The organism is Bacillus sp. FSL M7-1345, assembly GCF_038006985.1.
In the GTDB taxonomy this organism is placed as follows: Bacteria; Bacillota; Bacilli; order Bacillales; family Bacillaceae_G; genus Bacillus_A; species Bacillus_A cereus_U.
Map to the genome: position 1 here is coordinate 1770814 of NZ_JBBOWG010000001.1, position 25830 is coordinate 1796643.

The window sequence follows — 25830 nt, forward strand, 5'->3', positions numbered from 1 at the left end:
AAATGTAAAAACCAACATGGATGACCATGTTGGTTTTTTAGTCTATTCCCTATGTTAAAAAATGTATATTTATAAAATAAAAGAAAAGTTTGAAAATAGTATTGCAAAATATTATATATCAAACTATAATGAGTTCAAGAATAGTTGATACTTAAATTAAATATTCAGAAAATTCAATTAGTTAAAATTGGAAAATGAGATAAGGAAATTTGAATGGGGGGTTATATTATGGCGAATAAAGTACCGTTTTCGTTCATAGTAGTTATTGGATTAATGTTATTTGCACTATTTTTTGGAGCAGGAAATTTAATTTTCCCAGCTATGCTAGGTCAATCGGCAGGAGAGAATGTATGGATTGCTAACGCTGGATTTTTAGTAACAGGAGTAGGTTTACCATTACTAGGTGTATTAGCATTTGGTTTTTCAGGTAAAGATGATTTACAGTCATTAGCAAGTCGTGCTCACCCAGTGTTTGGGATTGTGTTTACAACAGTTTTATACTTAGCAATCGGTCCGTTATTTGCAATACCAAGAACAGGAAATGTTTCTTATGAAATTGGTCTTAAGCCTTTTATGCCAGAGGGATTAGGTTCTACACCTTTAATTCTTTTCACAATTATATTCTTTAGCATCACTTGTTTTTTTTCGCTAAATCCTGCGAAAATTGTCGATATTGTTGGAAAAATATTAACACCAATTAAATTGACATTCATCGGTATTTTAGTAATCGTTGCTTTTATTCATCCGATTGGAGATATGCAAGCACCAGTGGAAGCTTATACATCACATGCATTCTTTAAAGGATTCCAAGAAGGATACTTAACGATGGACACGCTTGCATCATTCGTATTCGGAATCATCATCATTAATGCAATTAAAGAAAAAGGTGCGAAAACGAAAACACAAATTATGGTTGTTTGTGCAAAAGCAACACTGATCGCTGCATCTATTTTAGCAATTATTTATACAGCTCTTTCTTATATGGGAGCTTCAAGCGTTGCGAAGCTTGGACATTTAGAAAACGGCGGAGAAGTATTAGCAAAAGTTTCTAACTACTATTTCGGATCATATGGCGGAGTATTATTAGGGTTAATGATTACAGTTGCTTGTTTAACAACAAGTGTGGGACTTGTATCAGCATGCTCTTCATTCTTCCATAAGTTATTTCCAAATGTTCCTTACAAAGCAATTGCAATTACGTTATGTGTGTTTAGTGCTATTGTTGCAAATGTTGGATTAACGCAATTAATCGCAGTTTCTGTTCCAGTATTAACAGCAATTTATCCACTAGCAATCGTGTTGATTTTCTTAACATTCTTCCACTCATTATTCAAAGGAAGAGCTGAAGTTTATCAAGTGAGTTTAATCGTAACGTTTATCATCAGCTTATTTGATGGATTAAGTGCAGCTGGAGTTAATATTGAAGTAGTAAGCCGTGTGTTCACTAAATTCCTTCCGATGCAGGAAGTAGGATTAGGCTGGATCTTCCCAGCGATTATCGGTGGATTTATCGGATATGGCATTAGCATTTTAAAAGCGAAAAATCAAGTTCAACCAGCAGCTAGTGCGAATAAGAAAATAGGTTGAATTTAAAAAGTTATAGAATTTGATTCTATAACTTTTTTTGTTACTATTAATAATGAGAAAAAATAAAGTAGTAGGGGAAATGAAATGAAAAAAACAATTGATCATATCGGCATCGCAGTTCGTGATATAGATAGTACGATACATTTTTATAAAAAGGTTTTATCAGGAACTTTAATAGATCGATACGTAAGTGAAGCACCCGGTGTTGAAAGCGAAGTAGCTATTCTTGAAGTTGATGGTGATAGAATCGAATTACTTGCGCCAACGAATAATACAACTTCTCCGATAGCACGATTTATAAAGCAAAAAGGGAAAGGTGTCCATCATGTTGCGTATCGTGTAGATGATTTAGATGTAGCTTTAGAAGAGTTAAAAGAACAAGGTATTCGAACGTTAGAGCATACCCTTCGAATTAATAAACATGGTAGACGATTAATTTATCTTAACCCAGCGGATACAGAGGGAACAATCATTGAGTATTGTGATTATCCGGAAGAGAAGTAAAGGAAGTTTATCCTTGAGAAAAGGTGTTACGTAATAACGTAACACCTTTTTAATTTGTGTATTTCTCTTTATATGGGAGTTTATTTCACATTTTTTTCACAAATGATTCACGATAACTTTTCTTCTTTAGAAACTTACATAAATATATTTTATGCTATAATGATAATCAACTTTAAAAATATTAGTAATATCTATGAAGGTAGCTACTATTATATTGGAAGTATAGAGGTGAGGAATAAATAGAGAGTGATACTAAATAGATCCTTATACTTAATCAGATTAATATTTTATCAAGAAATAAAACTTGGGAAGTAAAAAGTAATGAAAGTGTAGTGACGAAAAAGAAAGAAGTGAAATGATTGTGAAAGTAATGCGAAGGTTAGGGGCATGGCTATTAATAGCGTGCGTGTTTATCATATTGATACCAAAAAGCACATCTGCTCATGCGTATGTTGTGAAATCAAACCCTACTGAAAATGAAACGTTGAAGAAAGCACCATCTATTGTGAAAATTGAATTCGATGAGGACATACAAGTTTCAAGTTTTAATACATTGTTCGTAAGAGATACCTCAGGTAAAAGAGTAGATTTAAAAGATGCTCATATTGATAAGAAAAACAAAAAATTATTAGAAGCTGGGTTAAAAGAGAATCTCAAAAATGGTCTTTACTCTATTCAGTGGAAAGCTATTTCAGCTGACGGGCATCCGATTCAAGGAGTTATTCCATTCCGGATTGGATTAGCAGAAGCGGGAACAGACGATATACAAGTAGAAGAGATGGGCTATGTTCCGCAAATCGATATGATCATGGAACGTGGGGTTCTATATACAAGTTTCTCACTATTTTTAGGAGTTCTATTCTTTAATCTTATTATGTATAAAGGGAATGCAACCCCAGTTCAATCAAGGAGTAAGAGAATAATATGGATATCATTATTTGGGATATTTATTAGTTTACTATTCAATCTACCATTGCAGGCGAAAATAAATGCTGATGTTTCATGGTTAGAAGCATTCGATCCTATATTATTAAAAGAAACATTACAGCTATCTGTTTTTGGTTATGTATGGATAACTCAAATGGCTCTTATTAGTACGCTTATAATTGTTACATATTTTGCGGTGAAGCGTGAGAAGCTTTCGTCGTTTAAAGTATGGAGCATTCCAATTGTATTATTTATTGGGTTACTTGTTATGAAAGCCTTCAATAGTCATGCATATGGATTAAAGTTTAAAGAAATTGCTGTCGTTATGGACTTTCTACATTTATTCGCAGCTTCGTTATGGATTGGGGGGCTATCATCGATTGTTCTTCTTTTACGTAAAGCGGATGACAAGTGGACTATGTATTGGGATGCGATTAAGCGTTTTTCACCGTGGGCAACAGGTGCTGTCATAGTGATTTTATTAACGGGTCTTTTTAACAGTACATTTTTTATTCCCACGATCCATTCCCTATTTGATACGAAGTATGGATTGGCCTTATTAGCAAAGATATTTTTATTCGTGTGTATGGGGATATTGGGAATTATTCATTATGTGAAAGGGAGAATGCGAGCGCAGCAAAGGTTAGGAGCTACGGTGAAAGTAGAGTTTATCATTGGAATTATCGTTTTTGTAATCGTAGCGTTTATGACAAATGTACAAACGCCGCCGATGCCTCCTACGGGACCTTTTACAGAGAGTAAACAATTAGATAATGGATATGAACTTACTTTACATGTAAGTCCTAATAAGGTAGGACAGAATACATTTCATATTACTTTGAAGGATGAGAATGGACAGCCTGTTACTGATATGGAACAAATTGTATTGACGACTCAATCTTTAGATATGAATATGGGCAAAGGTTCATTTAAAGTTTCGGCAGTGTCACCGGGAGAATATGAAGCGGAAGGAATGTATATTAACATGACAGGAAACTGGAATATACATGTTCATGGATTAACAAAATCTCTTGATAGCTTCGATACAGATTATAAATTTATTGTAGGTGGCAGATAAAGTGAAACTTTAATCAGTGGGGGATTGTTCATCCCCCCACTGATTATTAGCCTTCACCAATCGGGCTTTTACGGGCAGTTGATCTCCCACCTAACTTCTTTGTTCCAGCCGAATTTTGAGGTGGGAGTATTACTGCCCGTTAATGCGGGATAAAGAGAAGTTACAGAGGAAAAGGAGTTATAAGAAAATGAAACGTATAAAAAAATTAGGAACAACAATGATAGTGACAATAATTGCAATGGGAATTTTTTCGTTACCTGTAAGTGCTCATGTGACTGTAAAACCAGCAACGTCTGACGTTAGCTCTTGGGAGACGTATACAATAAAGGTACCTGTTGAAAAGAATATGGCAACAACAAAAGTCACACTAAAAATACCATCTGGAGTTGAGTTTCAACAGTACGAGCCAGTGCCAGGGTGGAAAGTGGAAGAACAAAAAGATGCAGCTGGAAAAGTTAAAACTGTAATATGGGAAGCGACAGGGGAAGGGATTTTATCTGGTCAGTTCCAACGATTTACTTTCGTTGCTAAAAACCCAGATAAAGAACAAAAAATAGCTTGGGATGCATATCAACAATATAAAGACGGAGAAATTGTTGAATGGACAGGCGATGAGAAAGCTGAAAAACCGCATTCAGTTACTACAATTGCAAAAGGTACGTCCTTAACTGGAGAACATGGAGAAGTATCTAGTGTGGAAAAAAATGAAGGTACAAGTAATATATCAACAATAGCAATTGTGTTATCAGTTTTAGCGATTGTATCTTCGGTGGGTACGTTTGTTTTTGTAGTACGTCGTAAAAAGTAAGGTATAAGAAAGAGCCTACAAGCAGTAGGCTCTTTTTCACGTTTATTTATTTCACTTCAACTTGCTGCCTTACAGCAAGTGCTTTCGGCTTTATATTTACAAAACAAATGCTTACGATAATAAATAAAAGTCCGATGAATAAGCTAATTGTAATGGCCTCATGTAAGAAAATAGAGCTTACAATAATAGCGATAAGAGGGATAAGGAACGTATAAGCCCCAACTTTACTTGCCTCACCAGCTCCTACAAGTGTAAAGTAAGCGAGCCATCCCATTGCAATAACAAAGACTGAGATGAATAGTAGTACACTTACAAATGGTATACTCCAAGCGATGTTAGACCAGCTTTCAAATTCTGAACCAAATCCGATTAAGCAAAGTCCGCCAATAATAAGCTGAAGTGTTACCATCCAAATGGCATTAACGCGGTGTCCAGTTTTCTTAATAAATACTGTGCCGAGTGCCCAGCCGATAGCACAGCCTAAAGCAAGTAGAACACCGATAATAGAAATATGTCCAGTTAAACTACTAGAACTAATAACCCCAACACCAATAAATCCAAGAATAAGTCCGAAAATTTTCAAGCCATACATTGCCTCTTCAAGCCAAATCCATGAGAAAATGCCGAGTAAGACAGGTTGGAGAAATACGATTGCGGAGAAGAGTCCGGCGGGCATGTATTGAAGTCCGACAGTTTGTAGTCCGTAAAACAAAATAATATTGAGTAAAGATGAAATAAAGTATAAATGCCAAGTTTCCTTTAAATTTAATTGTTTGTATTTCGGTAATGCGAAAATAAGTAAGATAAAACCTCCTATTAAAGTTCTAATCCCTGCAAAGAGTACGGGTGGTGTGTAATGCAGAGCAAATTTAGATAACGGCCAATTAATTCCCCACATAATAACGAGAAATGTAAGGATTATTGTCGCTTTAGTTCGAGAAAGCTGTGTCACTGTAAGACCTCCTTGTTGTAATTCATTTCCCTATGATATGATATCGAGTGTAATAAATAAAATGAATCTTTTTTATGGGGAGTATAAGTAATTAGTTATGACCATTACACAACTTCAAGTTTTAATTAAAACGGTTGAATTAGGAAGTTTTACGAAGGCTGCTGGGATGTTGAATATGACGCAACCAGCTGTAAGTCATGCAATTTCAAGCATTGAGTCAGAATTAGGGGTTACCATTCTTATACGTGATAAACGAAAAGGGCTAATCGTTACAGAGGTGGGAAACCGAATTCTTGTACATATTAGAGAAATTTTGAACGGTGTGGAGAAGATTGAGCAAGAAGTTGCGATGGAGAAGGGGCATGAAGTTGGAACGATTCGAATCGGGAGTTTTCCGAGTGCTTCAGCATATTTCTTACCTAAAATGATTAATATCTTTCGTGAAAAGTATCCGAATTTAGAATTAGTTCTTTGCGAAGGTACACTTAAAGAAGTAGAAGATTGGCTATTATCACGAGTAATTGATATCGGAATTGTTATTTTGCCTAATAAAGATATGGAGATCGTGCCCTTAACGAAGGGGAAAATGGTTGTTGTCTTAAGAGAGGATCATCCTTTGTGTAAGAAGAAATCTATTACAATAAGTGATTTAGAGAATGAACCAATCATATTATGTAAGGGTGGATATGAACCTCCCATTATTGATATGTTTAAACAAGCGAACGTACCACTTCGGGCTGAATATGTAATTTCGACAGTTACAACAGCTTTAAATATGATTCAAGAAGGATTGGGAATCGCAATTTTGGCTGAGTTATCTTTAACGAGTTTACCAAAGAATATACAAACGAGAGAATTGGAACCACAAGTATGGAGAGAAATTGCTTTAGCTGTTCCTTCATTAAAGGATTCTTCACTCGCTGTACAGCTATTTATTGAAGAATTCCAAGAGTTATTTGCAGAATCAAAAGAGGTGTCTCATATATCATAATGGGACACTTTTTTAATTTGCTTATAAAAAATCTATAAAAAGGATTGACTTATTTTTTGGTTGTAACTATAATGATTACATCGGGTGGTGATTACGATGAAAATTAGTAGCCGCTTTTCTATAGCTGTTCATATTTTATCTATTTTAAAAAACAATCCATCTTCAGTTTGCACTTCGGACTATATGGCCGAAAGTGTAAATACAAATCCGGTAGTCATTCGTAAAATAATGTCTTACTTGAAACAATCTGGATTTGTTTACGTAAATCGCGGACCAGGTGGCGCGGGATTATTAAAGGATTTACACGAAATCACATTGTTAGATGTGTATCATGCAGTGAATGTAGTAGAAGAAGACAAACTATTTCATTTTCACGAGCAACCGAATCCAGATTGCCCAATTGGAGCGAATATTCAAGCGGTTTTAGAAGTTATTTTAATTCAAGCACAATCCGCGATGGAAGAAGTTTTGAGAAATATTACGATGGGGCAGTTATTTGAATCTTTACAACAAAAAATGAATGCATAATATGATAATCGCAAGTCTCTAAAAGAGAATGCATATTTTTTTCTTAAAATTGTAACTGTAATGGTTACATCTGAAAATAAAAAGAAGGTAAGGTGCAAATAATATGGCTGTGAAAATGAAAGTATACTCAGATTTTATATGTCCGTTTTGCTTTTTAGCAAAAGGTCCATTAGATGAAGTAGCGAAAGAGAAAGATGTGGAAATCGAATGGATGCCATTTGAATTGCGTCCAAGTCCATATTCTAAAATAGATCCTTGGAACGAGCCAGATAAGTTAGGTTCATGGGATTCTTTCATTCTTCCTACTGCAAAAAAATTAGGGGTTGAAATGCGTCTGCCACGTGTTTCACCGCATCCATATACACATTTAGCTTTTGAAGGATGTGAATTTGCGAAAGAACGTGGACTAGGAAATGAGTATCATCACCGCGTATTCACCGCATTTTTCCAAGAAGAACAAAACATTGAAGATATTGATGTGTTAACAAAACTAGCGGTAGAAGTAGGGCTTCCTGAAGCTGAATTTAAAGATGCTTTAGTAACTCGAAAATATAAAGAAAAACATCAAGAAGCAATTCAGCATGCATATGATGAAGCGAATATTATGGCGGTACCAACTGTCATGATTGGTGATGAAGTCATTCAAGGGCTTGCTAGTAAAGAAACGTTACAAAGAGTAATTGATAAAGAAATCGAAAAGGATAAAACAAATTCATTTGAAGGTATGCAATGTAATACGGATGGATATTGCTAATTCGTTTTGCATGAAAGAATCAAGTTGATTTGTTTAAATAAAAATAATAAAACATATATTTGGAGGAATTAAAATGTCAGCAACTACAACAAACTTAAAAGAAGCAATCGTGAACCGTCGTTCAATTCGTAAAGTAACAAAAAACGCTACAATTACAAAGGAAAGAATTGAAGAAGTTTTAAAAACAGCTTTACACGCACCAACATCTTTTAATATGCAAAGTGGCCGTATGGTTGTATTAATGGATGGAGAGCATGAAAAGTTTTGGGATATCGTAAAAGAAACGCTTAGATCACGCGTACCAGCAGAAAACTTTGAAGCGACTGTAGAAAGACTAAAAGGTTTCCATACAGGTGTAGGTACAGTTTTATTCTTTGAAGATCAAGCAACTGTAGAAAAAATGCAAGAAAATGCACCGTTATATAAAGATCAATTCCCATTCTGGTCTCATCAAGGTAATGCAATGTTACAACATACTGTGTGGATGCTATTATCTGCTGAAGGAATTGGCGCATCACTGCAACATTACAACCCAATCGTAGATGCTGAAGTAAAAGAAACTTGGAACATTCCAGCAGAGTGGAGCTTAGTAGGTCAAATGCCATTTGGTGAACCAAATGAACAGCCAGCAGAAAGAACATTCTTACCTACTGAAGATGTAGTGAAATTTTATTAAGAAATACAATTCAAGATCAAAATTAAAAAAAGTTAGATAAATTAAAGGACAGTACATATTAGTCAAATATAATATGTACTGTCCTTTCTTATTTAATATTCACGCCCAATTTTGGAAAATCTTATTGAAGATAAGAATCCTTTTAGCTTAATAATGAAAGGGTTACTGCGAGAACAATTTCTTTAATATTGATGGATGTCTTCTCCTACAATTAAAAATCTATTATGTTTATTTTTTTGAAATGACAGTAAACATCCCCGTCATGTTTGGTGAGTAATCTTTAAAATCATATTTTTCATAGAAAGATTCTTTACCTTGCGATGCAAACAAACCGACAAACGCCTTATCAGAGGCATTCTGATTTAAGTATTCAACCAAGATATGCATTATTTTTTTCCCAATACCATTTTTCTGATAATCTGGATGAACCACTATATCTTGAATATAGAAATAGATAGCCCCATCACCAACAATTCTCCCCATGCCCACAATTTGTTCATTATCTTTGACTGTGATGCAGTGGATAGAATTCTTTAGTGATGTTTCCACCACTTCAAAATTCATATAATTAGTCCATCCAACAGACTCGCACAAATATTTGTACTCTTCCAATGTTGGAATGTTATTTTTAAACTCATATTTCTTCAAAATATATCCTCCAAGTCCTCAATTTCAACAAATAAATAAATTCGACATTTTTTTATCTATTCCTCTTATGCAACTAAACTCCCTTTAGCTATTTAATTTAGTACAGCTTATTTGTGTTAATTTATAAGAGTTTAGGGAAGAAATATAAGAAATGATCTGGTGAAAAAGGAAGTGGAAATATGAGTGATGAGAAAAAATATACAGTGGTAGGTACTGATGTCGAGGAAGTAAAGCGTTTAAACAAAAATTCAGGTTTAACGTATAACCAAGTGAAGGAATTGTTAGCGAAGCAAATGCAAAAAAGAAATGATTAGATTGAAATAATTAAGCTTTTCATTTAGCATTTTTCTAGAGAGAGTTAAGTAATAGATAACTCTCTTTTTTCAATATGAAAAATCTACTAAGGAGCAACAGTCTAAAAATAGACGTTCTCCTAAAATATAGAGTTGAAAAATAGTTTTTAGAAAAGTATTAGATGAAAAATCCGACATTAGAAAAGAAAAAAAGGATTCTTCCTAATTAGTAAGAAAGATTGTCTATAGAAGTTCATAAAATGTAATATATTCAATTTCCATCCATTGAAGGGGGAGGTTAATTTTTAATGAATGAAGTGAAAAATTTCTTTCGAAGTAGAGGGTTTCAACGGTTTCTCGTTTTAATAATATTAGTGCTTGTATTGTATGGATTAAAAAGTATGATTAATTTAATATTAATTACGTTTATTCTCACGTTTTTGATGGATCGATTTCAAAAGTTTATTTCAAAAAAATTGAAAGTAAATAGGAAAGTGGTTATTGCTGGTTTATATATTGTATTAGTGACGTTTATTGTAACTACACTATATAAATATTTGCCTGTACTAACGATACAAATTTCACAATTAATTTATCAATTTAAATTGTTTTTTCAGAACCCACCTGATAACGAGATAATTAAATATGCACTTTCGACAATTAATGGAATGGAAGTATCGAAATATATCGAACAAGGTGTAGATGTCATATATCAATCGATAGCAAACATAGGAAAAGTCAGTTTACAAATACTACTTTCTCTTATTTTAAGCTTATTTTTCTTATTAGAAAAAGAACGCATTATAGCATTTACTTCGAAATTTAAAGATAGTAAGCTGAAAATTTTTTATGAGGAGATTGCATATTTTGGTGAAAGATTTGCAAGATCGTTCGGAAAAGTAATTGAAGCACAGTTTTTAATTGCGGTTGTCAATTGTGTGCTCACTGTAATTGCACTTGTCATTTTAGGATTTCCGCAGCTTCTTGTATTGGCTGTCATGGTCTTTCTACTCGGTTTGATTCCAGTTGCTGGTGTTATCATTTCATTGTTTCCACTTTGTATCATTGCCTATAACGTCGGCGGGGTTATGTATGTTGTTTACATACTAGTGTTCATTACAGTAATCCACGCTCTTGAAAGTTATTTATTAAATCCAAAATTTATGTCTGCAAAAACGAATTTACCTGTTTTTTATACATTTATGATTCTTATTTTCTCAGAACATTTCCTTGGAATATGGGGGCTTATTATTGGGATTCCAATCTTTATCTTTTTATTAGATGTACTTGATGTAAATAATGATGAACCGATTAATGATACTAAGTGATAGAAAATGACCGATGTTTTCTCTTGATGAAAACATCGGTCATTTGTTATTTTTTCTTTGGAGGAGGTAGTTTAACGAAGGTATTTGCAATTAAAGCTATAATAACAGCAGCAAAAATAAAGACTGCGATTACACCAACTCCCATACCTGCCCATCCTCCTATAAGGAAGATACTTATCGGTATTGCTAACAAGCTTAAAATAAGTAGAATCAATCCGAGATTCTTATCATATTTTTTAGTTGGAAATAGCGTTCTGATGATTAAGAAGAGGAAAAGTATTAAGGATGCTACAGCTAGCAAGAGGATTACAAGCGTCCAAGAATCATTCATGAAATCACTCCTTTTTATAGATAATATTACCGTTTAAATTGAGGGGGAACTATAAAAATATAAAAAAGCAATCCAATATAAATCGGATTGCTTTTTTGATTGAAAAATATGATTAAAGAACAGGAGCCATTGTTTCTTTCAATACTTGAACAGAGTGATCGAATTTTAATTCTTCCTCTTCACTTAGTTCAACTTCTAAAATTTCACGAACACCGCCGCGGTTTAAAACAGCAGGTACGCCGATATAAACATCTTGTTGGCCGTATTGACCTTCAAGATATGCTGATACAGTTAATACGCTGTTTTCATTGCTTAAGATTGCTTTCGTAACACGTAAAAGTGACATGCCGATGCCGTAGTATGTAGCACCTTTTCGTTCAATAATGTGATAAGCTGCATCACGAACGTTTACGAAAATATCATCTAAATCTTTTTGGTTATATGTGTTGTCTTTTTCAAGAAGCGTTTGTAGTTTTTGAATACCAATTGATACGTGACTCCACACCGGAAGTTCTGTATCACCGTGCTCTCCGATAATATAAGCGTGAATGTTATGAGGTCCAATATCGAAGTACTCACCTAGCATATAGCGGAAACGAGCAGAATCAAGAGTTGTACCAGAACCGATTACGCGTTCTTTCGGTAATCCAGATTCTTTCCAAGTTACGTAAGTTAAAATATCTACAGGGTTTGTTGCGATTAAGAAGATACCGTCAAAGCCGCTATCCATAATGCTCCGAACAATTTGCTTGAAAATTTTAGCGTTTTTCTCAACTAAATCTAAGCGTGTTTCACCTGGCTTTTGTGGTAATCCAGCTGTAATTACAACAAGATCTGCGTCTTTACAATCTTCATAACTACCTTTCCAAACCTTTGTTGGAGCTGGTGCGAAAGGAACGGCATGGCTTAAGTCCATTGCTTCTCCTTCAGCTTTTGCTTCATTTACATCAACTAAAACAAATTCTTCAGCTACAGCTTGGTTAATCATACAGTAAGCATAACTACATCCAACTGCTCCTGTTCCTACTAATACAACACGGTTAATACCTTTTTTCATTTCAAAATTCCTCGCTATTTCATAAATTTTATTATGTAAGATAATACGTCTTACTTCTATAGTTTTATATCTATTTTATTACATTTTATAAAAGATATTCAAGTGATTGAAAATGTATCCACTCAATTACTTGAATGAAACATAGGAATCCTGTTAAACGAATATAATTCAGTAAAATCCTTCGTAAAAGGGGAATTGGCATGGGGAATCCATTATCGATGGAAAAAATGCTTCAAATTGTTCATGAAGGGCTTGCCAAAACGAATACCCCCAAGCGGATTACAGTTGCCGGTGCGGGGATATCTGGTTTAGTTGCAGCATCTTTATTAAAAGAGGCTGGACACGAGGTAACGATTATAGAAGCAAATAACAGAATAGGTGGCAGGGTGTATACGATTCGTGAACCATTTAGTGCAGGATTATATTTTAACGCAGGTCCTATGCGTATTCCGGATACTCATGATTTAACTTTAGCCTACATTCGTAAATTTAAACTACCGTTAAACCTTTTTATTAATAAAACTTCTTCAGATATAATTTATACGAATAACAAAAGAACGAGATTGGATGTGTTTGAAAAGGATCCAAGTGTACTTGGATATCCAGTTTTAGATAAAGAAAGAGAGAAAACGGCAGAAGGGTTAATGTTAGAGGTATTGGAACCGATACTTAATTATATTAAGAAAGATCCTGATAAAAACTGGATTATTGTTGAAAAAAAGTATAAAACATATTCGCTCGGTTCATTTTTAACTGAGTATTATTCAGATGGGGCAATAGATATGATCGGAGTACTTCTTGATATGGAAGCATACATGGGAATGTCTTTAATTGAAGTATTACGCGAAATGATCTTTTTCACTTCAACGACGAAATATTATGAGATAACGGGCGGGATGGATGCATTACCAAATTCATTTTTACCAGAGCTAAAGGATAATATTTTTATGTCATATAAAGTAGAAAAAATTATACAGGAAGATAATAAAGTAATGCTGCAAGTAACACATGAGCAAACGTTAAATTCATTTATAGTAACTGGTGACATCGCTATTGTCACAATTCCATTTTCAGCTTTGCGATTTGTAGAAGTCCAGCCATATCATTTATTCTCGTATTATAAAAGGCGGGCAATTCGCGAATTAAATTATATAGCTTCAACTAAAATTGCGATAGAGTTTAAAAGTAGGTTTTGGGAAAGAGCAGGACAATATGGTGGTAAGTCCATTACAGATTTACCTATCCGCTTTACATATTATCCGAGCTACGGCATTCATGCATCAGGATCAGCGATTATTTTAGCCAGTTATACGTGGGCAGATGAGGCATTAACATGGGATAGTCTCTCGCATAGAGAACGTATTCGTTATGCGTTGAAAAATTTAGCGCAAATATATGGAAACGTGGTTTATAGTGAGTATGTTGCAGGAGAATCTTTTAGCTGGAGTCAAAATCCGTATTCTTGCGGAGCATTTACAGCTTTTGAACCAGGGCAAGAGCTTGAAGTATTTCCATATATTACGCCGCCAGCTGGCAGGGTGCACTTTGCAGGAGAACATACGACGTTAACACATGGATGGATGCAAGGAGCGATTGAGTCTGGAATTAGAGTTGCTCATGAAGTGAATGAAAATGAAACGATAATCTAGCAGTTTTGTTTACAAATAGGTATTCTTTTAATAAAATGATAAATATAAATCGTAATAATTACGCTTTGAAGAAATTTGAAGTAGAGAAATGGATGGTCGGTCGAATGAATAAAGTAGAAATTCATATATTAGGTGGTTTTTTAGGTAGCGGAAAATCAACATTGCTGCAAAATTTATTATTAGCAGAAAAGAAGAAAAATCGAAAAGTTGCCGTGTTAATGAATGAAATCGGTGAATACTCGGTAGATACAGATATTATTGGAAAAGAGAATGTGTTAAGGGAACTCCTGAAAGGATGTATTTGTTGTACGTTGAAAGAAGAGCTTGAAATACAATTACATTCTTTATATCAACAAGAAAGACCAGATGTAATTTATATAGAAACAACAGGCGTCGCACATCCAATTGAAGTGTTAGATGCATGTGTATCACCAATTTTAGCTCCTTTCCTTGAAGTGAAGTCCATAGTAGTCGTATTAGATGCAGTAAGATGGTTAAACCGAAGTATATTAAGTGCAAATGTACAACAGCTATTACATGAGCAAATGAAATATGGAAGTCATATTCTTATTAATAAATCAGATTTATTAACAGATGAAGATAAAAATAAAGTATTTGAAGATGTAAAAGCAATAAATAATCATGCGAAATTGTTTGAAACAAAGTATTGTAATATATCTTTAAATGATATAGAAGAAGCTGAATTTGTGAGTGATGGAGAACACGAGACACTTCATGTTAAACAGCATTTACATATACAGACAATGACGTATCAATTTACGAAATCGATTGATCAAGACAAATTATATGAATGGCTTTCGAATTTACCAGATAGTATTTATCGTGTGAAAGGTTTTGTGAAATTCCATGGAGATAAATACCCTCACTTATTCCAATATTCGTTTGGGGTACCAACTTTACTGGAACAAGACTTCGGTTTCCCGACAAACTTGGTGGTAATAGGGGAAGGGTTAGATAAGAAACAATTGGCTGAAGGGTTAGAGAAAGTGGAACTTAGCTCTAATTAAGATTAAAAGACTAACTTAAAGATAAGTTAGTCTTTTTTGTATGTAGAAAAATACTTGGCGGATTTTGTCTAATAAAAATAATTGTAAAATTCGAAAATATATTTATAATCAAATCTAAGAGGTGATTCAGGTGTCAGAAAAAATAATAATGGATGTAAAAAATCTAACAACAAAAGGACTGGAAACGAGAGAGAAATTATTGTGTGCTGCAGAAGAGGTGTTTGGTAGTAAAGGATATTATGAGGCTTCTATCGTGAATATTACGCAAGCAGCAAAGGTAGCGCACGGAACTTTCTATAATTACTTTCCAGCTAAAAAAGATATATTTGATGAATTGATTCGTAGATTGAACCGTGAGTTACGCTTAATTATTAAAGAAGAAATGAAGGGGATATCAAGTTATGAAGAGGCGCAAAGAAGAGGTTTTCAGGCATTTTTTCGATGGGTAAAAGATCGTCCTAATCTATATAACATTGTACAACAGGCGGTAGTTGTTGATGATGATTTATATAGATGGTACTATGCAAAGCTCGCAAATGGATTTTTAAAAAGTTTGTCGGCTGGTATGGAAGCGGGAGAGTTTAAACAACTTGATAAAGAAACAATTGCGTATTGTCTTATGTCAATTGGTCAATTTCTAGGAATGCGCTGGGGGTATTGGGAAGAGAAGGATGTTCCGGAGAAGGTATTTGAGGCAGCGATGTCATTAATATTTGAAGGATTGAGAAAAAGATAAGGGAGTGGTAAATATGGAAGGCATTGCTTATTGGATTGAAAAACGAGCATATTTACATCCAGATCGCATTGCCGTTATTACGGAAGAAGAGGAAATAACATATAAACAGTTACATGAGTATGTGAGTAAAGTAGCAGCATATTTAATTTGCGATTTAAATATGAAAAAAGGAGAAAGGGTAGCTATTTTATCACAAAACAGCTTGGAATATATTGTCCTTTTATTTGCTATAGCGAAAGTAGAATGCATTGCTGTTCCACTGAATATAAGGTTAACAGAAAATGAACTTATATTTCAGTTGAAAGATAGTGGAACCACGGTTTTATTTGTAGAGGAAACATTTCAAAATATGGCACTTTCAATGGAGAAGGAATCATATGTACAAAGAGTTCTTTCGATAAAAAATTTAAAGCGAATAGAAAATAGAAACAACCACTATTTTGAGGATATAAATGAAAACGCATCCTTTATTATATGTTACACTTCGGGAACAACAGGAACACCGAAAGGAGCTGTACTTACACAAAAAAATATGTTTTGGAATGCGCTCAATAATACATTTGCGATTGACCTAACTATTCATGATCGCTCCATTGTATTATTGCCTTTATTTCATATTGGTGGGATTGGTTTATTCGCATTCCCAACTTTATTTGCAGGTGGAATAATCATTATTCCAAGAAAATTTGAGCCAATCACAGCGCTTTCCATGATAGAAAAACATAAAGTGACTGTAGTGATGGGAGTGCCTACAATTCATCAAGCATTAATTAATTGTTCAAAGTTTGAAAGTACGAATTTACAATCAGTACGTTGGTTTTATAATGGCGGTGCTCCGTGTCCAGAAGAGTTGATAAGAGAATTTATAGATAGAGGATTTTTATTCGGTCAAGGTTTTGGTATGACTGAAACATCACCAACAGTATTCATGCTTTCAGAAGAAGATGCAAGACGTAAAGTAGGCTCAATTGGAAAACCTGTTCTATTTTGTGATTATGTACTTATCGATGGAAATAAAAATAAAGTTGAAGTTGGTGAAGTTGGAGAGTTAATTATAAGAGGGCCAAATGTAATGAAAGAGTATTGGAATCGGCCAGATGCAACAGAAGAAACTATTCAAGGTGGTTGGTTACATACTGGTGATTTAGCTAAAGTTGATGAAGATGGTTTTGTATACATTGTCGGTAGAAAAAAAGAAATGATAATTTCAGGTGGTGAAAATATTTATCCACTTGAAGTAGAACAAGTCATTAATAGGCTTTCGGATGTATGTGAGGTAGCGGTCGTTGGTACACAACATTTACAGTGGGGAGAGATACCAATCGCTTTTGTTGTGAAAAAGAGTAGCAGTGTCTTAACTGAAAAAGAAGTAATTGAACATTGTCTTCTATTTCTAGCAAAATATAAAATTCCAAAAGAAATTGTATTTCTAGAGGAATTACCTAAAAATGCAACTGGTAAAATTCAAAAAGTACAGTTAGCTAATCAATTGAAAAGTAGGTGAAGGGATGACCAAATATAGCGCTGGGCAACAAGCATCTTGTAGTAAAACAATAACAGAAACAGATTTTGTACTATTTGCAGGTTTAAGTGGGGATTTTAACCCAATCCATATTGATCATGAGTATGCGAAACAAACTAGATTTAATCAAAGAATAGCACATGGTTTATTAACTTCTAGTCTATTATCACAATTGTTAGGAGTACATTTGCCAGGAAAGGGTTCTGTTTATATGGAACAAACTATTAAATTTACAACACCAGTTTTTATAGGAGATACGATTACAGCTACGGCTACAGTACAAGAGTTTATTATCGAAAAGAGAGTAATAAAATTGTTAACAGAGTGTCATAATCAAAAAGGAGATTTAGTTTTAACAGGTGTAGCTACTATGATGGTGCCAAAAGAAGGAGGAGTAGTCTAATGAATATCGGGATTGAAGCGACAGGAGTATTCTTCCCAAAAGGCGTAGAGACAGCTGCAGACCTATCTAAAAAAACAGGTATCCCTGAGAATATTATTATAGAAAAATTTGGGCTATATGAAAAGCATGTCGCAGACGAAACGATGCATGCATCAGATTTAGCTATTGCTGCTGCAAAGCCAATATTACTACAAGTTAATCCTCAATCTATTGATGTAGTCATTTATTTTGGCAGTCCACATAAAGATTACCACGTATGGTCTAGTGCCCCAAAAATTCAGCATGAACTTGGATTGAAGAATGCTTATGCTTTTGAAATTATGAATGTTAGTTCTTGCTTTCCAATTGCTCTCAAAGTCGCAAAAGATATGCTCTACTCTGATAAATCAATTGAAAACATATTATTAGTAGGTGGATGTAAAGAATCTCAAATTGTAGATTATGATAATCCACGCTCACGTTTCATGTTTAATTTCGCTGATGGCGGAAGTGCAGCCTTAGTAAAAAAAGGCGCTAGCAACGGTGAAATATTAGGAAGTGCTATTATAACGGATGGTTCATTTCATGAAGATGTACGTATTCCAGCAGGTGGATCGAAACAAATTGCTAGCTATGATACGGTTGAGAATCGACAACATTATATCGATGTAATAGATCCTATTAGTATGAAAGAACGTTTAGATCTGGTTTCAACTCCTAATTTTGAAAAGGTTATTCGGGAGGCGCTAAGAAAAAGTGGATTAACTCCCAAAGATATTAAAGTATTATTACCACTGCATACAAAACGTTCTATGTTAATAGAATTGTTACAAGGATTGGGATTAGTAGAAGAACAAGTTGTATATTTAGATCATCATGGGCATATGTCAGCGCTGGATCCGTGTATCGGTCTTCACATTGCAAATGAGCAAGGGAAATTACAGCCTGGAGATATTGCAGTAGCGGTTAGTGCAGGTACTGGGTATACTTGGGCAGCTACTGTGATTAGGTGGTAGTAAGCATGGATTTTATAAAAAAATTATATGTTGTTTTTTCATTGTTACTGTGAGTCTAGGAATGTTTACTTCTGTAGGAAGTGCCTCAGCTGTAAAATATGTGAAATCATGGGGGAGTGAGCTAGATACTTCTAAGTTATTAAGGACGCCTGTGGCAATGGCAAGGGATGCAAAAGGATTCTTGTATGTTGTTGATATGGGAAATAATAGGGTTGTGAAAATAGATAAGAATGGAGAAGTTGTTGACGCTATAGGAACTTTAGGTGAAGGTCCGGGGCAGTTTAATATGCCATTTGGTATTGCTGTTGATAAAGAAGGTAATATTTTAGTTGCGGATACAGCGAATTATCGTATTCAAAAATTTAATGAGCAGTTTCAATTTATTAAAAGTTGGGGCACGAAAGGTCAAGGAAATGAGCAGTTCTCGTTTCCTAGGGAAATTGCAGTAGATAGCCAAGGAAATATAATAATTACAGATGGTTTACTCCAAAGAATTCAATTTTTTAAGAAAGCAAATTAATACTGGAGACTCAAAATACTTGTTAGAAAGGATAGAAGTTTAATAGTGTGGGAATGCTTGTATATATAGGAATTAAATATTTATATCAAATTGTAAAGGTATTCAATGGAAATCGGAGAAAATACATTAATATTAACAACCTGGTTTATTTTTGTTTAAAGAAAAAGTCATAATTACAGATGGGGTACTTTGGCGTGTTTGATTCTATCAGAAAGTAAAGTATGGGGGGAATCACGATGTCGATGAAAAAACGTAAATGGCTCAAAATGATGTTGACTGGTTGTGTTTTAGGTTCATTGTTAGTAACGGCAGCTTGTTCAGGAAAGAAGACAAGTACAGAAGATGAAAAAACGATTAAGGTAGGGGTTCTTGCTTCGTTAACAGGTCCATTAGAATCATATGGAAAACAAACGGTAAATGGATTTGAATTAGGGTTAGACTATGCAACTGGTGGAACAGGGAAAGTAGAAGGAAAGAAGATTAAGTTTGTTGTAGAAGATACAGAAACGAAAGCAGATGTAGCAGTTAAAAAAGCTACAAAGTTATTAGAAGAGGAGAAAGTTGACTTTTTAGTCGGATCATCTAGTTCAAGTGATACATTAGCGGTTTTACCACTAGCTGAAGAATATGAAAAAATAATGGTTGTAGAACCAGCTGTTGCTGATAGTATTACCGGGAAGAACTGGAATAAATATATTTTTAGGACTGGTAGAAATTCATCTCAAGATGCAATCGCTGGTGCTGCGGCAATTGCTAAAAAAGATGTGAAAATAGCAACGCTAGCACAAGATAATGCTTACGGTCGTGAGGGGATTGCTGCATTTAAAGCTGGAGCGAAGAAATTAGGTGCAAATATTGTAAACGAGCAATACGCGGATACGAATGCAACTGATTTCACTGCGAATATTCAAAATATTATTAGCTCAAAACCAGATTATCTATTTATCGTTTGGGCAGGTGCGAATTCACCATGGAAACAGTTGAAAGATATGAATGTAGAAGCGCAAGGTATTAAAATTTCTACTGGTGCACCTGATATACCAGCATTAAAAACGATGGATGCGCTAATAGGGATGCAAGGGTTTTCCGTTTATTATCACTCACTTCCAAAGAATAAGGTGAACGATTGGTTAGTAGAAGAACATAAAAAACGATTTAATGGTGCTGTTCCAGATTTATTTACAGCAGGAGGAATGTCAGCAGCAATTTCTATCGTCGAAGCTGTAAAGAAAACGAAGGGCGATACAGATGTAGATACACTTATTAAGAAAATGGAAGGGATGGAATTTGAGACACCGAAAGGAAAGATGAAATTTAGAGAGAAGGATCATCAAGCATTACAAACTCTATATTCTATAACTCTGAAAAAGCAAGATGGTGTTGATTATCCAGTACCAGTGTTAGAGAGAGAATTAACGATGAAAGAGACAGAACCATCAATTCAGAATAAATAGACTGAATTTTCTGTTGTTTTTGTATAAAGAGGGGATACCCTCTTTATACTTATTTCTTTCATAAACATGGTTTTCAGTGGGAGGGATTTCATGACACATTTGTTAGAGACGAAAAATCTTTGTGTATCTTTTGGGGATCATCATGTTATTAAGGATGTTAATTTAACGGTACAAAAAGGAAAGCTCATTTCAATTATTGGACCGAATGGTGCTGGAAAGACAACACTGTTCAATTTACTAAGTGGGCAAATTTCTCCGACGAAAGGTGAAGTTTATTTTAAAGGGCAGGATATTACAAAATTATCAATTTCAGATCGAACGCGTTTGGGCATTGGTCGTTCTTTTCAGTTGACAAATATTTTTCCAGAGCTAACAGTACTTGAAAATGTACGTCTAAGTGTTCAATCGTTTGTTCAGGATTATTACAGTTTCTTTCCGAATGCAGCCAAGTTAAAGCAGCAAACTGGAGAAGCGAGACGTCTTTTGAAGACAGTACTCCTTCACGAGAAAGGGGACGTATTAGCTAAGGATTTAGCTCACGGAGAAAAAAGAAAGTTAGAGCTTGCTATGTTGTTAGCATTAAAGACAGATGTATTACTACTAGATGAGCCGACAGCAGGTATTTCAGTTGAGGAAGTTCCGGCTATATTACAAGTAATCGAAAATATTAAAAAGAATCCTGAGAGCACAATCGTACTTATCGAACACAAAATGGATATGGTGCTAGATTTATCAGATCATCTTATCGTTTTATTTCATGGCGAGTTATTGGCTGAAGGATTGCCGGAAGAAATGATGAAAGACGAGCGAGTACAAAGTGCTTATTTAGGGGGATTATATAGTGGCACTACTACAAGTGAATAATATAGAGACGTATTTAGATCAGTTTCATATTTTACAAGGAGTGTCCCTTTCGGTTGAGAAGGGAACGATTACAGTATTGTTTGGAAGAAATGGTGCTGGAAAAACAACAACATTGCGCTCAGTTATGGGATTTCACCGGATAGCAAATGGAGAAGTTTATTATGATAACACAAAAGTAAATGGATTATCTACACATTTAATTTCAAGAAAAGGTATAGGTTATGTACCAGAAAATCAAGGTATTTTTCATGATTTAACAGTAGAAGAGACATTCGCACTTGCTAGGGGAAAAAATGGGGAAGAATCTGAAGAGAAGATAGAATGGATGCTCGAACTATTTCCGGATTTAAAGCAATTTTGGTATAAAAAAAGTGGACTATTAAGTGGGGGACAAAAGCAAATGTTGGCAATTTCAAGAGCATTTATTAATAGTGATGGACTATTGCTTATTGATGAGCCGAGTAAAGGGCTATCTCCAATAATGATAGAAAAATTAATGGTAGCTATTTTGAAAATGAAGGAAAAAACGACTGTTTTACTTGTTGAACAAAATTTTATGATGGCTAGTCAAATCGGTGATTATTTTTACATTATGGATAATGGGCGTATTGTGCATAACGGTTTCATGGAGGAACTGCGAGAGGATAAGGAAACATGTCATAAATATTTAGGTATTTCTTAACATTGATACGGGGGGATAGAATGTGGATGTGCTAATTAACTTATTTGTAAACGGCGTTTCGACAGGGATGCTTATTTTTTTATTAGCGTCTGGTCTATCACTTATTTTCGGTTTAATGAGCGTACTAAATTTTGCGCATGGCGGTTTGTTTGCATGGGGAGCATTTACAGGCGTTTGGTTATTCAATATGACAGGTAGTTATTTATTAGCGCTAATTGGCGCAGTCGCTATGGGGATGTTTCTCGGTTTCATCTTAGAAAGATTTCTTATCAGGCCAGTGTATGGAAACCATGTTCGGCAGCTTCTCGTTACACTCGGAGGAATGCTCGTTCTTAGCGAGTGCATCAAAATATTTTGGGGCCCTAATCCAATTGCTGCAAAATTACCGTTATGGCTTCAAGGAAGTTTTACATTTGGAGGAGTTATCTTAATAAAATATCGCCTATTCGTTATTTTAGTTGGGATACTAATTTACATCGCTTTACTATTATTGCTGAAAAAAACAAAGATAGGACTTATGATTCGCGCGGGTGTAATGGATAAAGAGATGGTTCAAGCTCTCGGTATTAACGTAAAAGCGATATTCTCATTTGTCTTTTTATTAGGAGCAGGAATGGCAGCATTAGGTGGTTTCCTACTTGCACCATATTCAGGCGTTATTTTCGCCGAGATGGGCATGCAGTATGCGATTTTAGCTTTTATAGTAGTAATAATTGGAGGGTTAGGTAGTGTACAAGGTTCAGCTCTAGCTTCTTTAATCGTCGGATTAGCCGGTGCTTTTACAGCGTATTTTATACCAGATTTATCTCTTGCAATTAATATGTTAATGTTACTATTTTTCTTAATAGTGAAGCCGACGGGACTCGTTGGTGAAAAGGGGTGACATGGTGAACAGCATATCGGGTCGAATTAAAGTATACTTCGGAGTTTTTATGCTCATTTGTTTAAGTGTATTTCCATTCGTAAATGATTCACGGAGCTTGTTAATTTTGTTCACTCAAATTTTCATCTTTGCTATTTTCGCTATGAGTTTTGATGTTCTCCTTGGATATACGGGTATTGTTTCATTCGGTCATTGTATGTTCTTTGGAATAGGGGCGTATGGTGTGGCACTCTTATTTGATCGGCAAGGGGTGTCTATAGTGAACTTTTTTATAGGAATAGCAGCCGCTATTATTGTATCAGCTATCGTTAGTTATATAATCGGTATGCTTTCATTACGTTTGAAAAGTCATTTTTATGCAATGTTAACGCTCGCTATTTCTCAGCTGTTTTTTGTACTTGCTGAAAAATGGCGTTCGCTGACTCACGGAGGAGATGGATTTACATTTCGTGTACCAGATATATTCCGTGATCGTTTTACGTATTATTACGTAACACTTATATGTTTAATCAGCATCTTCATTTTGTTACGTCTTTTCACAAAGTCTTCTATTGGAAAAGTATTAAATGCAATTTCACAAAATGAACAACGTGTTGAAGCGCTTGGATATAAAGTTCTCCATTATAAAATTATCGCAAGTGTAGTGGCAGGAGTAGTAGCGGCAATTAGCGGTGGTTTATTCGTTATCACATTGCGTTTTGTAAATACGACGGTATTTTCAATTGAAATGACGCTAAACGCATTATTGATGACAATGATCGGGGGAGTAGGAACGTTAATCGGAGCAATTGCTGGAGCTGGGATTATTGAATCACTGAAATACTATTTATCAGAACTAGCGACGGAGTATCCGATTTTTGAAAGATGGACGATTATACTTGGTTTATTATATATTATCGTGCTACTAGTTTTTCCAAAAGGATTAGTTGGAACGATTAAGAAGTTGAAGAATTTTAAAAGGGGTAAGAAGGAGAAGAGTGCAGGGGTGGAGCAGAACATGTAAAAAATGGGTGGAAAAGGTTTTAAGTGAAGTTATAGTATGAAACCCCCTCCTTTAGATAAGTTAAAGGAGGGATTTTTCATTTCTAGAAAGAGAAGTCTGGCTTATGTAATTCATGAAATTGATATTTTTTAAAAAAGTCAATTGTTTTAATTGAATAGTTCAATGGGAATCTTTTTTTCTAATTCTCGATGCGTAAAAAAATTAATAGATAGGTTTTCTATTGGCATATCTTCAATTGGTGCTAATTTATCATTTCTAATCGGTAAAAAGGCTATCCCGTTCCCCTCAGCGATGAATTCTTCAATAAGTGAATAAGAGTCTAATTGTTGAAGTTGACGCTGAGATAGATTGTTATCTTTTAGAAATTGTATTGTCCGATTTCTAAAAGGGCACTTCGTATCGTTACTAACGAAAAAAAGTTCCTTTGAATAGTCGATGTAACACTTTTCTTTTGCTTTTAATAAGCCAATAGAAATTGTTGTACTGAATACTTTTTTAAATGCTGAATCTAGATTATCTTCATAACTTATGATCATATCGACTTTTTGCTTTTGTAGCAGTTTTTGCAAATGACTACTACTTTCTATGTATATTTGATAATTCCTGAAATTTTCTTTAATACGCGTACTCAAATAATTAGTTAAAATAGATTGTGACGTCGCTATTCGATAAGATGTACAACTCATTTTAATTTCATTTTTTGCTTCTTCTAATAAAGTTAATATTTTGCTAGTGTAATCTAATAAAATTTCACCTGAAGGTAACAGTGAAACCCCTTTGTTATCTCTATGTAGTAAAGCTGTTTCTAATTCTTGTTCTAATTTTTTGATTCGCTCAGTTACATTTGGTTGAACATAACCTAACTCTTTAGCAGCTTTACTAATAGAGCCCTCATTCGCTACAGTTTTAAATATGATAAGATCATTTATTTCCATTCATTTCAGCCCCTTATACGGTATCATTATAAATGATAGCAAGCATAATTTATACCTATTTTACACCGATCCAACATCGATTTATCATTATGTATATAATATCGAAAGTGAGTGATAAACATGATTGGAATGCAATATAAGGTCATATTGCCAAAGGATTATGAGATGGAGATTATTAGGCAAAGGGTAAAGGCTAATGGGTATAAAACAGATGGTTTTCAAGAACTGAATTTTAAAGCCTATTTAATTGCTGAGGCGGGTAAGAATGGGAATTTCTATAATTGTTATGCACCTTTATATATTTGGAATAGTCATGAAGGGATGAATAAATTTATCTTTGAAGGATATTACGATAATATTTTACAATCATTTGGATGGCAACAAATAAATATAGGTGTTCCTTTAGTTGTTAATCTAAGTGATGATTTTAAGAAAAGTAGATATGTTGTTGAATGTGAAGGAAGTATCTCTCAAAGTAAATCATTGATTGGTACTCAATTAAATACAATGAACGAAAATGTACAAAATACAGAAAAGTGTTTAGGTAATGTAATAGTTTATAATCCAGATAAATGGGGTTATAGTCAATTCAATTTTTATAATGAGAAGCCTGAAATAGATGTAATGGACAATGTTACAATATATGAGATTTTACACATTTCACAATAAAATCTTCTTGAATGCCAAAATAAGA

At 34.4% G+C, this 25830-nt stretch carries 27 protein-coding genes and 1 pseudogene; 23 read left to right on the forward strand and 5 right to left on the reverse strand.

The annotated features are described in order from the left end of the window. Positions 1–228 precede the first annotated feature (228 nt). The 4 genes from brnQ (at position 229) to MHB76_RS09210 (ending at position 4904) form a co-directional block, all read left to right on the forward strand. The gene (gene brnQ / locus MHB76_RS09195; protein WP_002158307.1) at positions 229–1587 is read left to right on the forward strand and encodes a branched-chain amino acid transport system II carrier protein; all 1359 of its coding nucleotides are present in this window, start codon (positions 229–231) and stop codon (positions 1585–1587) included. A gap of 84 nt (positions 1588–1671) precedes the next feature. Then, a complete protein-coding gene (locus tag MHB76_RS09200) occupies positions 1672–2091 on the forward strand; it encodes a VOC family protein (protein ID WP_002202379.1) in 420 nt (139 codons plus the stop codon). Between the two features lie 355 nt (positions 2092–2446). Beyond that, entirely contained in the window at positions 2447–4096 is a 1650-nt protein-coding gene (locus tag MHB76_RS09205) for a copper resistance CopC/CopD family protein (RefSeq protein ID WP_078173164.1), read from the forward strand. 187 nt (positions 4097–4283) lie between these two features. Next, positions 4284–4904 carry a YcnI family copper-binding membrane protein gene (locus MHB76_RS09210; protein ID WP_078173165.1) on the forward strand — a complete coding sequence of 207 codons (621 nt, stop codon included), beginning with the start codon at positions 4284–4286 and terminating at the stop codon, positions 4902–4904. A 46-nt stretch (positions 4905–4950) separates the two neighbouring features. Here the strand turns inward: MHB76_RS09210 and MHB76_RS09215 are convergent, their stop codons facing one another. Then, positions 4951–5856: a DMT family transporter gene (locus tag MHB76_RS09215; protein WP_002158303.1), complete on the reverse strand. Its 906-nt coding sequence runs from the start codon at positions 5854–5856 to the stop codon at positions 4951–4953. 97 nt (positions 5857–5953) lie between these two features. Here MHB76_RS09215 and MHB76_RS09220 point away from each other — a divergent pair, with 97 nt between their 5' ends. The 4 genes from MHB76_RS09220 to MHB76_RS09235 all read left to right on the forward strand — a co-directional run bounded on the left by MHB76_RS09220 (position 5954) and on the right by MHB76_RS09235 (position 8805). Beyond that, positions 5954–6847 carry a LysR family transcriptional regulator gene (locus MHB76_RS09220; RefSeq protein ID WP_078173166.1) on the forward strand — a complete coding sequence of 298 codons (894 nt, stop codon included), beginning with the start codon at positions 5954–5956 and terminating at the stop codon, positions 6845–6847. A gap of 96 nt (positions 6848–6943) precedes the next feature. Then, positions 6944–7375 (forward strand): Rrf2 family transcriptional regulator, encoded by a 432-nt coding sequence (locus MHB76_RS09225; protein WP_002148752.1) that lies wholly within the window; start codon positions 6944–6946, stop codon positions 7373–7375. Between the two features lie 103 nt (positions 7376–7478). Next, positions 7479–8129: a DsbA family oxidoreductase gene (locus MHB76_RS09230; protein ID WP_078173167.1), complete on the forward strand. Its 651-nt coding sequence runs from the start codon at positions 7479–7481 to the stop codon at positions 8127–8129. A 73-nt stretch (positions 8130–8202) separates the two neighbouring features. Then, the gene (locus tag MHB76_RS09235; protein ID WP_078173168.1) at positions 8203–8805 is read left to right on the forward strand and encodes a nitroreductase family protein; all 603 of its coding nucleotides are present in this window, start codon (positions 8203–8205) and stop codon (positions 8803–8805) included. Positions 8806–9033: 228 nt separating this feature from the next. Here MHB76_RS09235 and MHB76_RS09240 read toward each other — a convergent pair whose 3' ends face one another. Then, entirely contained in the window at positions 9034–9453 is a 420-nt protein-coding gene (locus MHB76_RS09240; RefSeq protein WP_078173169.1) for a GNAT family N-acetyltransferase, read from the reverse strand. Between the two features lie 179 nt (positions 9454–9632). Here MHB76_RS09240 and MHB76_RS09245 point away from each other — a divergent pair, with 179 nt between their 5' ends. After that, on the forward strand, positions 9633–9767 hold the full coding sequence (locus MHB76_RS09245) for a hypothetical protein (RefSeq protein ID WP_002118339.1): 135 nt from the start codon (positions 9633–9635) through the stop codon (positions 9765–9767). Between the two features lie 287 nt (positions 9768–10054). Then, positions 10055–11074 (forward strand): AI-2E family transporter, encoded by a 1020-nt coding sequence (locus MHB76_RS09250; RefSeq protein WP_002158297.1) that lies wholly within the window; start codon positions 10055–10057, stop codon positions 11072–11074. Between the two features lie 46 nt (positions 11075–11120). On the opposite strand, the gene MHB76_RS09255 is transcribed toward MHB76_RS09250, so the two are convergent. Together MHB76_RS09255 and MHB76_RS09260 are read right to left on the reverse strand one after the other, a co-directional pair. After that, positions 11121–11405 carry a YesK family protein gene (locus MHB76_RS09255; RefSeq protein WP_078173170.1) on the reverse strand — a complete coding sequence of 95 codons (285 nt, stop codon included), beginning with the start codon at positions 11403–11405 and terminating at the stop codon, positions 11121–11123. Between the two features lie 112 nt (positions 11406–11517). After that, the gene (locus tag MHB76_RS09260; protein ID WP_002012312.1) at positions 11518–12462 is read right to left on the reverse strand and encodes an L-lactate dehydrogenase; all 945 of its coding nucleotides are present in this window, start codon (positions 12460–12462) and stop codon (positions 11518–11520) included. A 200-nt stretch (positions 12463–12662) separates the two neighbouring features. Here MHB76_RS09260 and MHB76_RS09265 point away from each other — a divergent pair, with 200 nt between their 5' ends. The 12 genes and pseudogenes from MHB76_RS09265 to MHB76_RS09320 all read left to right on the forward strand — a co-directional run bounded on the left by MHB76_RS09265 (position 12663) and on the right by MHB76_RS09320 (position 24201). Further along, on the forward strand, positions 12663–14111 hold the full coding sequence (locus tag MHB76_RS09265) for a flavin monoamine oxidase family protein (RefSeq protein ID WP_078173171.1): 1449 nt from the start codon (positions 12663–12665) through the stop codon (positions 14109–14111). Positions 14112–14215: 104 nt separating this feature from the next. After that, positions 14216–15139 (forward strand): CobW family GTP-binding protein, encoded by a 924-nt coding sequence (locus tag MHB76_RS09270; RefSeq protein WP_176107942.1) that lies wholly within the window; start codon positions 14216–14218, stop codon positions 15137–15139. Between the two features lie 130 nt (positions 15140–15269). Continuing rightward, positions 15270–15875 (forward strand): TetR/AcrR family transcriptional regulator, encoded by a 606-nt coding sequence (locus MHB76_RS09275; RefSeq protein WP_002158292.1) that lies wholly within the window; start codon positions 15270–15272, stop codon positions 15873–15875. Between the two features lie 13 nt (positions 15876–15888). Further along, complete coding sequence (locus MHB76_RS09280; RefSeq protein ID WP_070139138.1) at positions 15889–17379, forward strand: o-succinylbenzoate--CoA ligase; 1491 nt, start codon at positions 15889–15891, stop codon at positions 17377–17379. Between the two features lie 4 nt (positions 17380–17383). After that, complete coding sequence (locus tag MHB76_RS09285) at positions 17384–17800, forward strand: MaoC family dehydratase (protein WP_002158290.1); 417 nt, start codon at positions 17384–17386, stop codon at positions 17798–17800. Next, entirely contained in the window at positions 17800–18795 is a 996-nt protein-coding gene (locus MHB76_RS09290) for a 3-oxoacyl-ACP synthase (protein ID WP_002158289.1), read from the forward strand. The genes MHB76_RS09285 and MHB76_RS09290 overlap by 1 nt, the downstream gene beginning before the upstream one ends. 61 nt (positions 18796–18856) lie before the next feature. Continuing rightward, positions 18857–19294: pseudogene (locus MHB76_RS09295) on the forward strand (6-bladed beta-propeller); the annotation flags it as partial. A gap of 257 nt (positions 19295–19551) precedes the next feature. Then, positions 19552–20769 (forward strand): substrate-binding domain-containing protein, encoded by a 1218-nt coding sequence (locus tag MHB76_RS09300; protein ID WP_016104548.1) that lies wholly within the window; start codon positions 19552–19554, stop codon positions 20767–20769. Between the two features lie 90 nt (positions 20770–20859). Beyond that, on the forward strand, positions 20860–21633 hold the full coding sequence (locus MHB76_RS09305) for an ABC transporter ATP-binding protein (protein ID WP_002135736.1): 774 nt from the start codon (positions 20860–20862) through the stop codon (positions 21631–21633). Next, positions 21611–22315: a branched-chain amino acid ABC transporter ATP-binding protein gene (locus MHB76_RS09310; protein WP_002158286.1), complete on the forward strand. Its 705-nt coding sequence runs from the start codon at positions 21611–21613 to the stop codon at positions 22313–22315. The genes MHB76_RS09305 and MHB76_RS09310 overlap by 23 nt, the downstream gene beginning before the upstream one ends. A 22-nt stretch (positions 22316–22337) precedes the next feature. Further along, positions 22338–23198, forward strand: a complete 861-nt coding sequence (locus MHB76_RS09315; RefSeq protein WP_078173174.1) for a branched-chain amino acid ABC transporter permease — start codon at positions 22338–22340, stop codon at positions 23196–23198. Positions 23199–23247: 49 nt separating this feature from the next. Further along, positions 23248–24201 carry a branched-chain amino acid ABC transporter permease gene (locus tag MHB76_RS09320; protein WP_002158284.1) on the forward strand — a complete coding sequence of 318 codons (954 nt, stop codon included), beginning with the start codon at positions 23248–23250 and terminating at the stop codon, positions 24199–24201. Positions 24202–24347: 146 nt separating this feature from the next. On the opposite strand, the gene MHB76_RS09325 is transcribed toward MHB76_RS09320, so the two are convergent. Then, positions 24348–25136: a LysR family transcriptional regulator gene (locus MHB76_RS09325; RefSeq protein ID WP_078173175.1), complete on the reverse strand. Its 789-nt coding sequence runs from the start codon at positions 25134–25136 to the stop codon at positions 24348–24350. Positions 25137–25256: 120 nt separating this feature from the next. Between MHB76_RS09325 and MHB76_RS09330 the strand changes: the two genes are divergently transcribed. Further along, entirely contained in the window at positions 25257–25805 is a 549-nt protein-coding gene (locus MHB76_RS09330; RefSeq protein WP_199709094.1) for a DUF4865 family protein, read from the forward strand. Positions 25806–25830 lie beyond the last annotated feature (25 nt).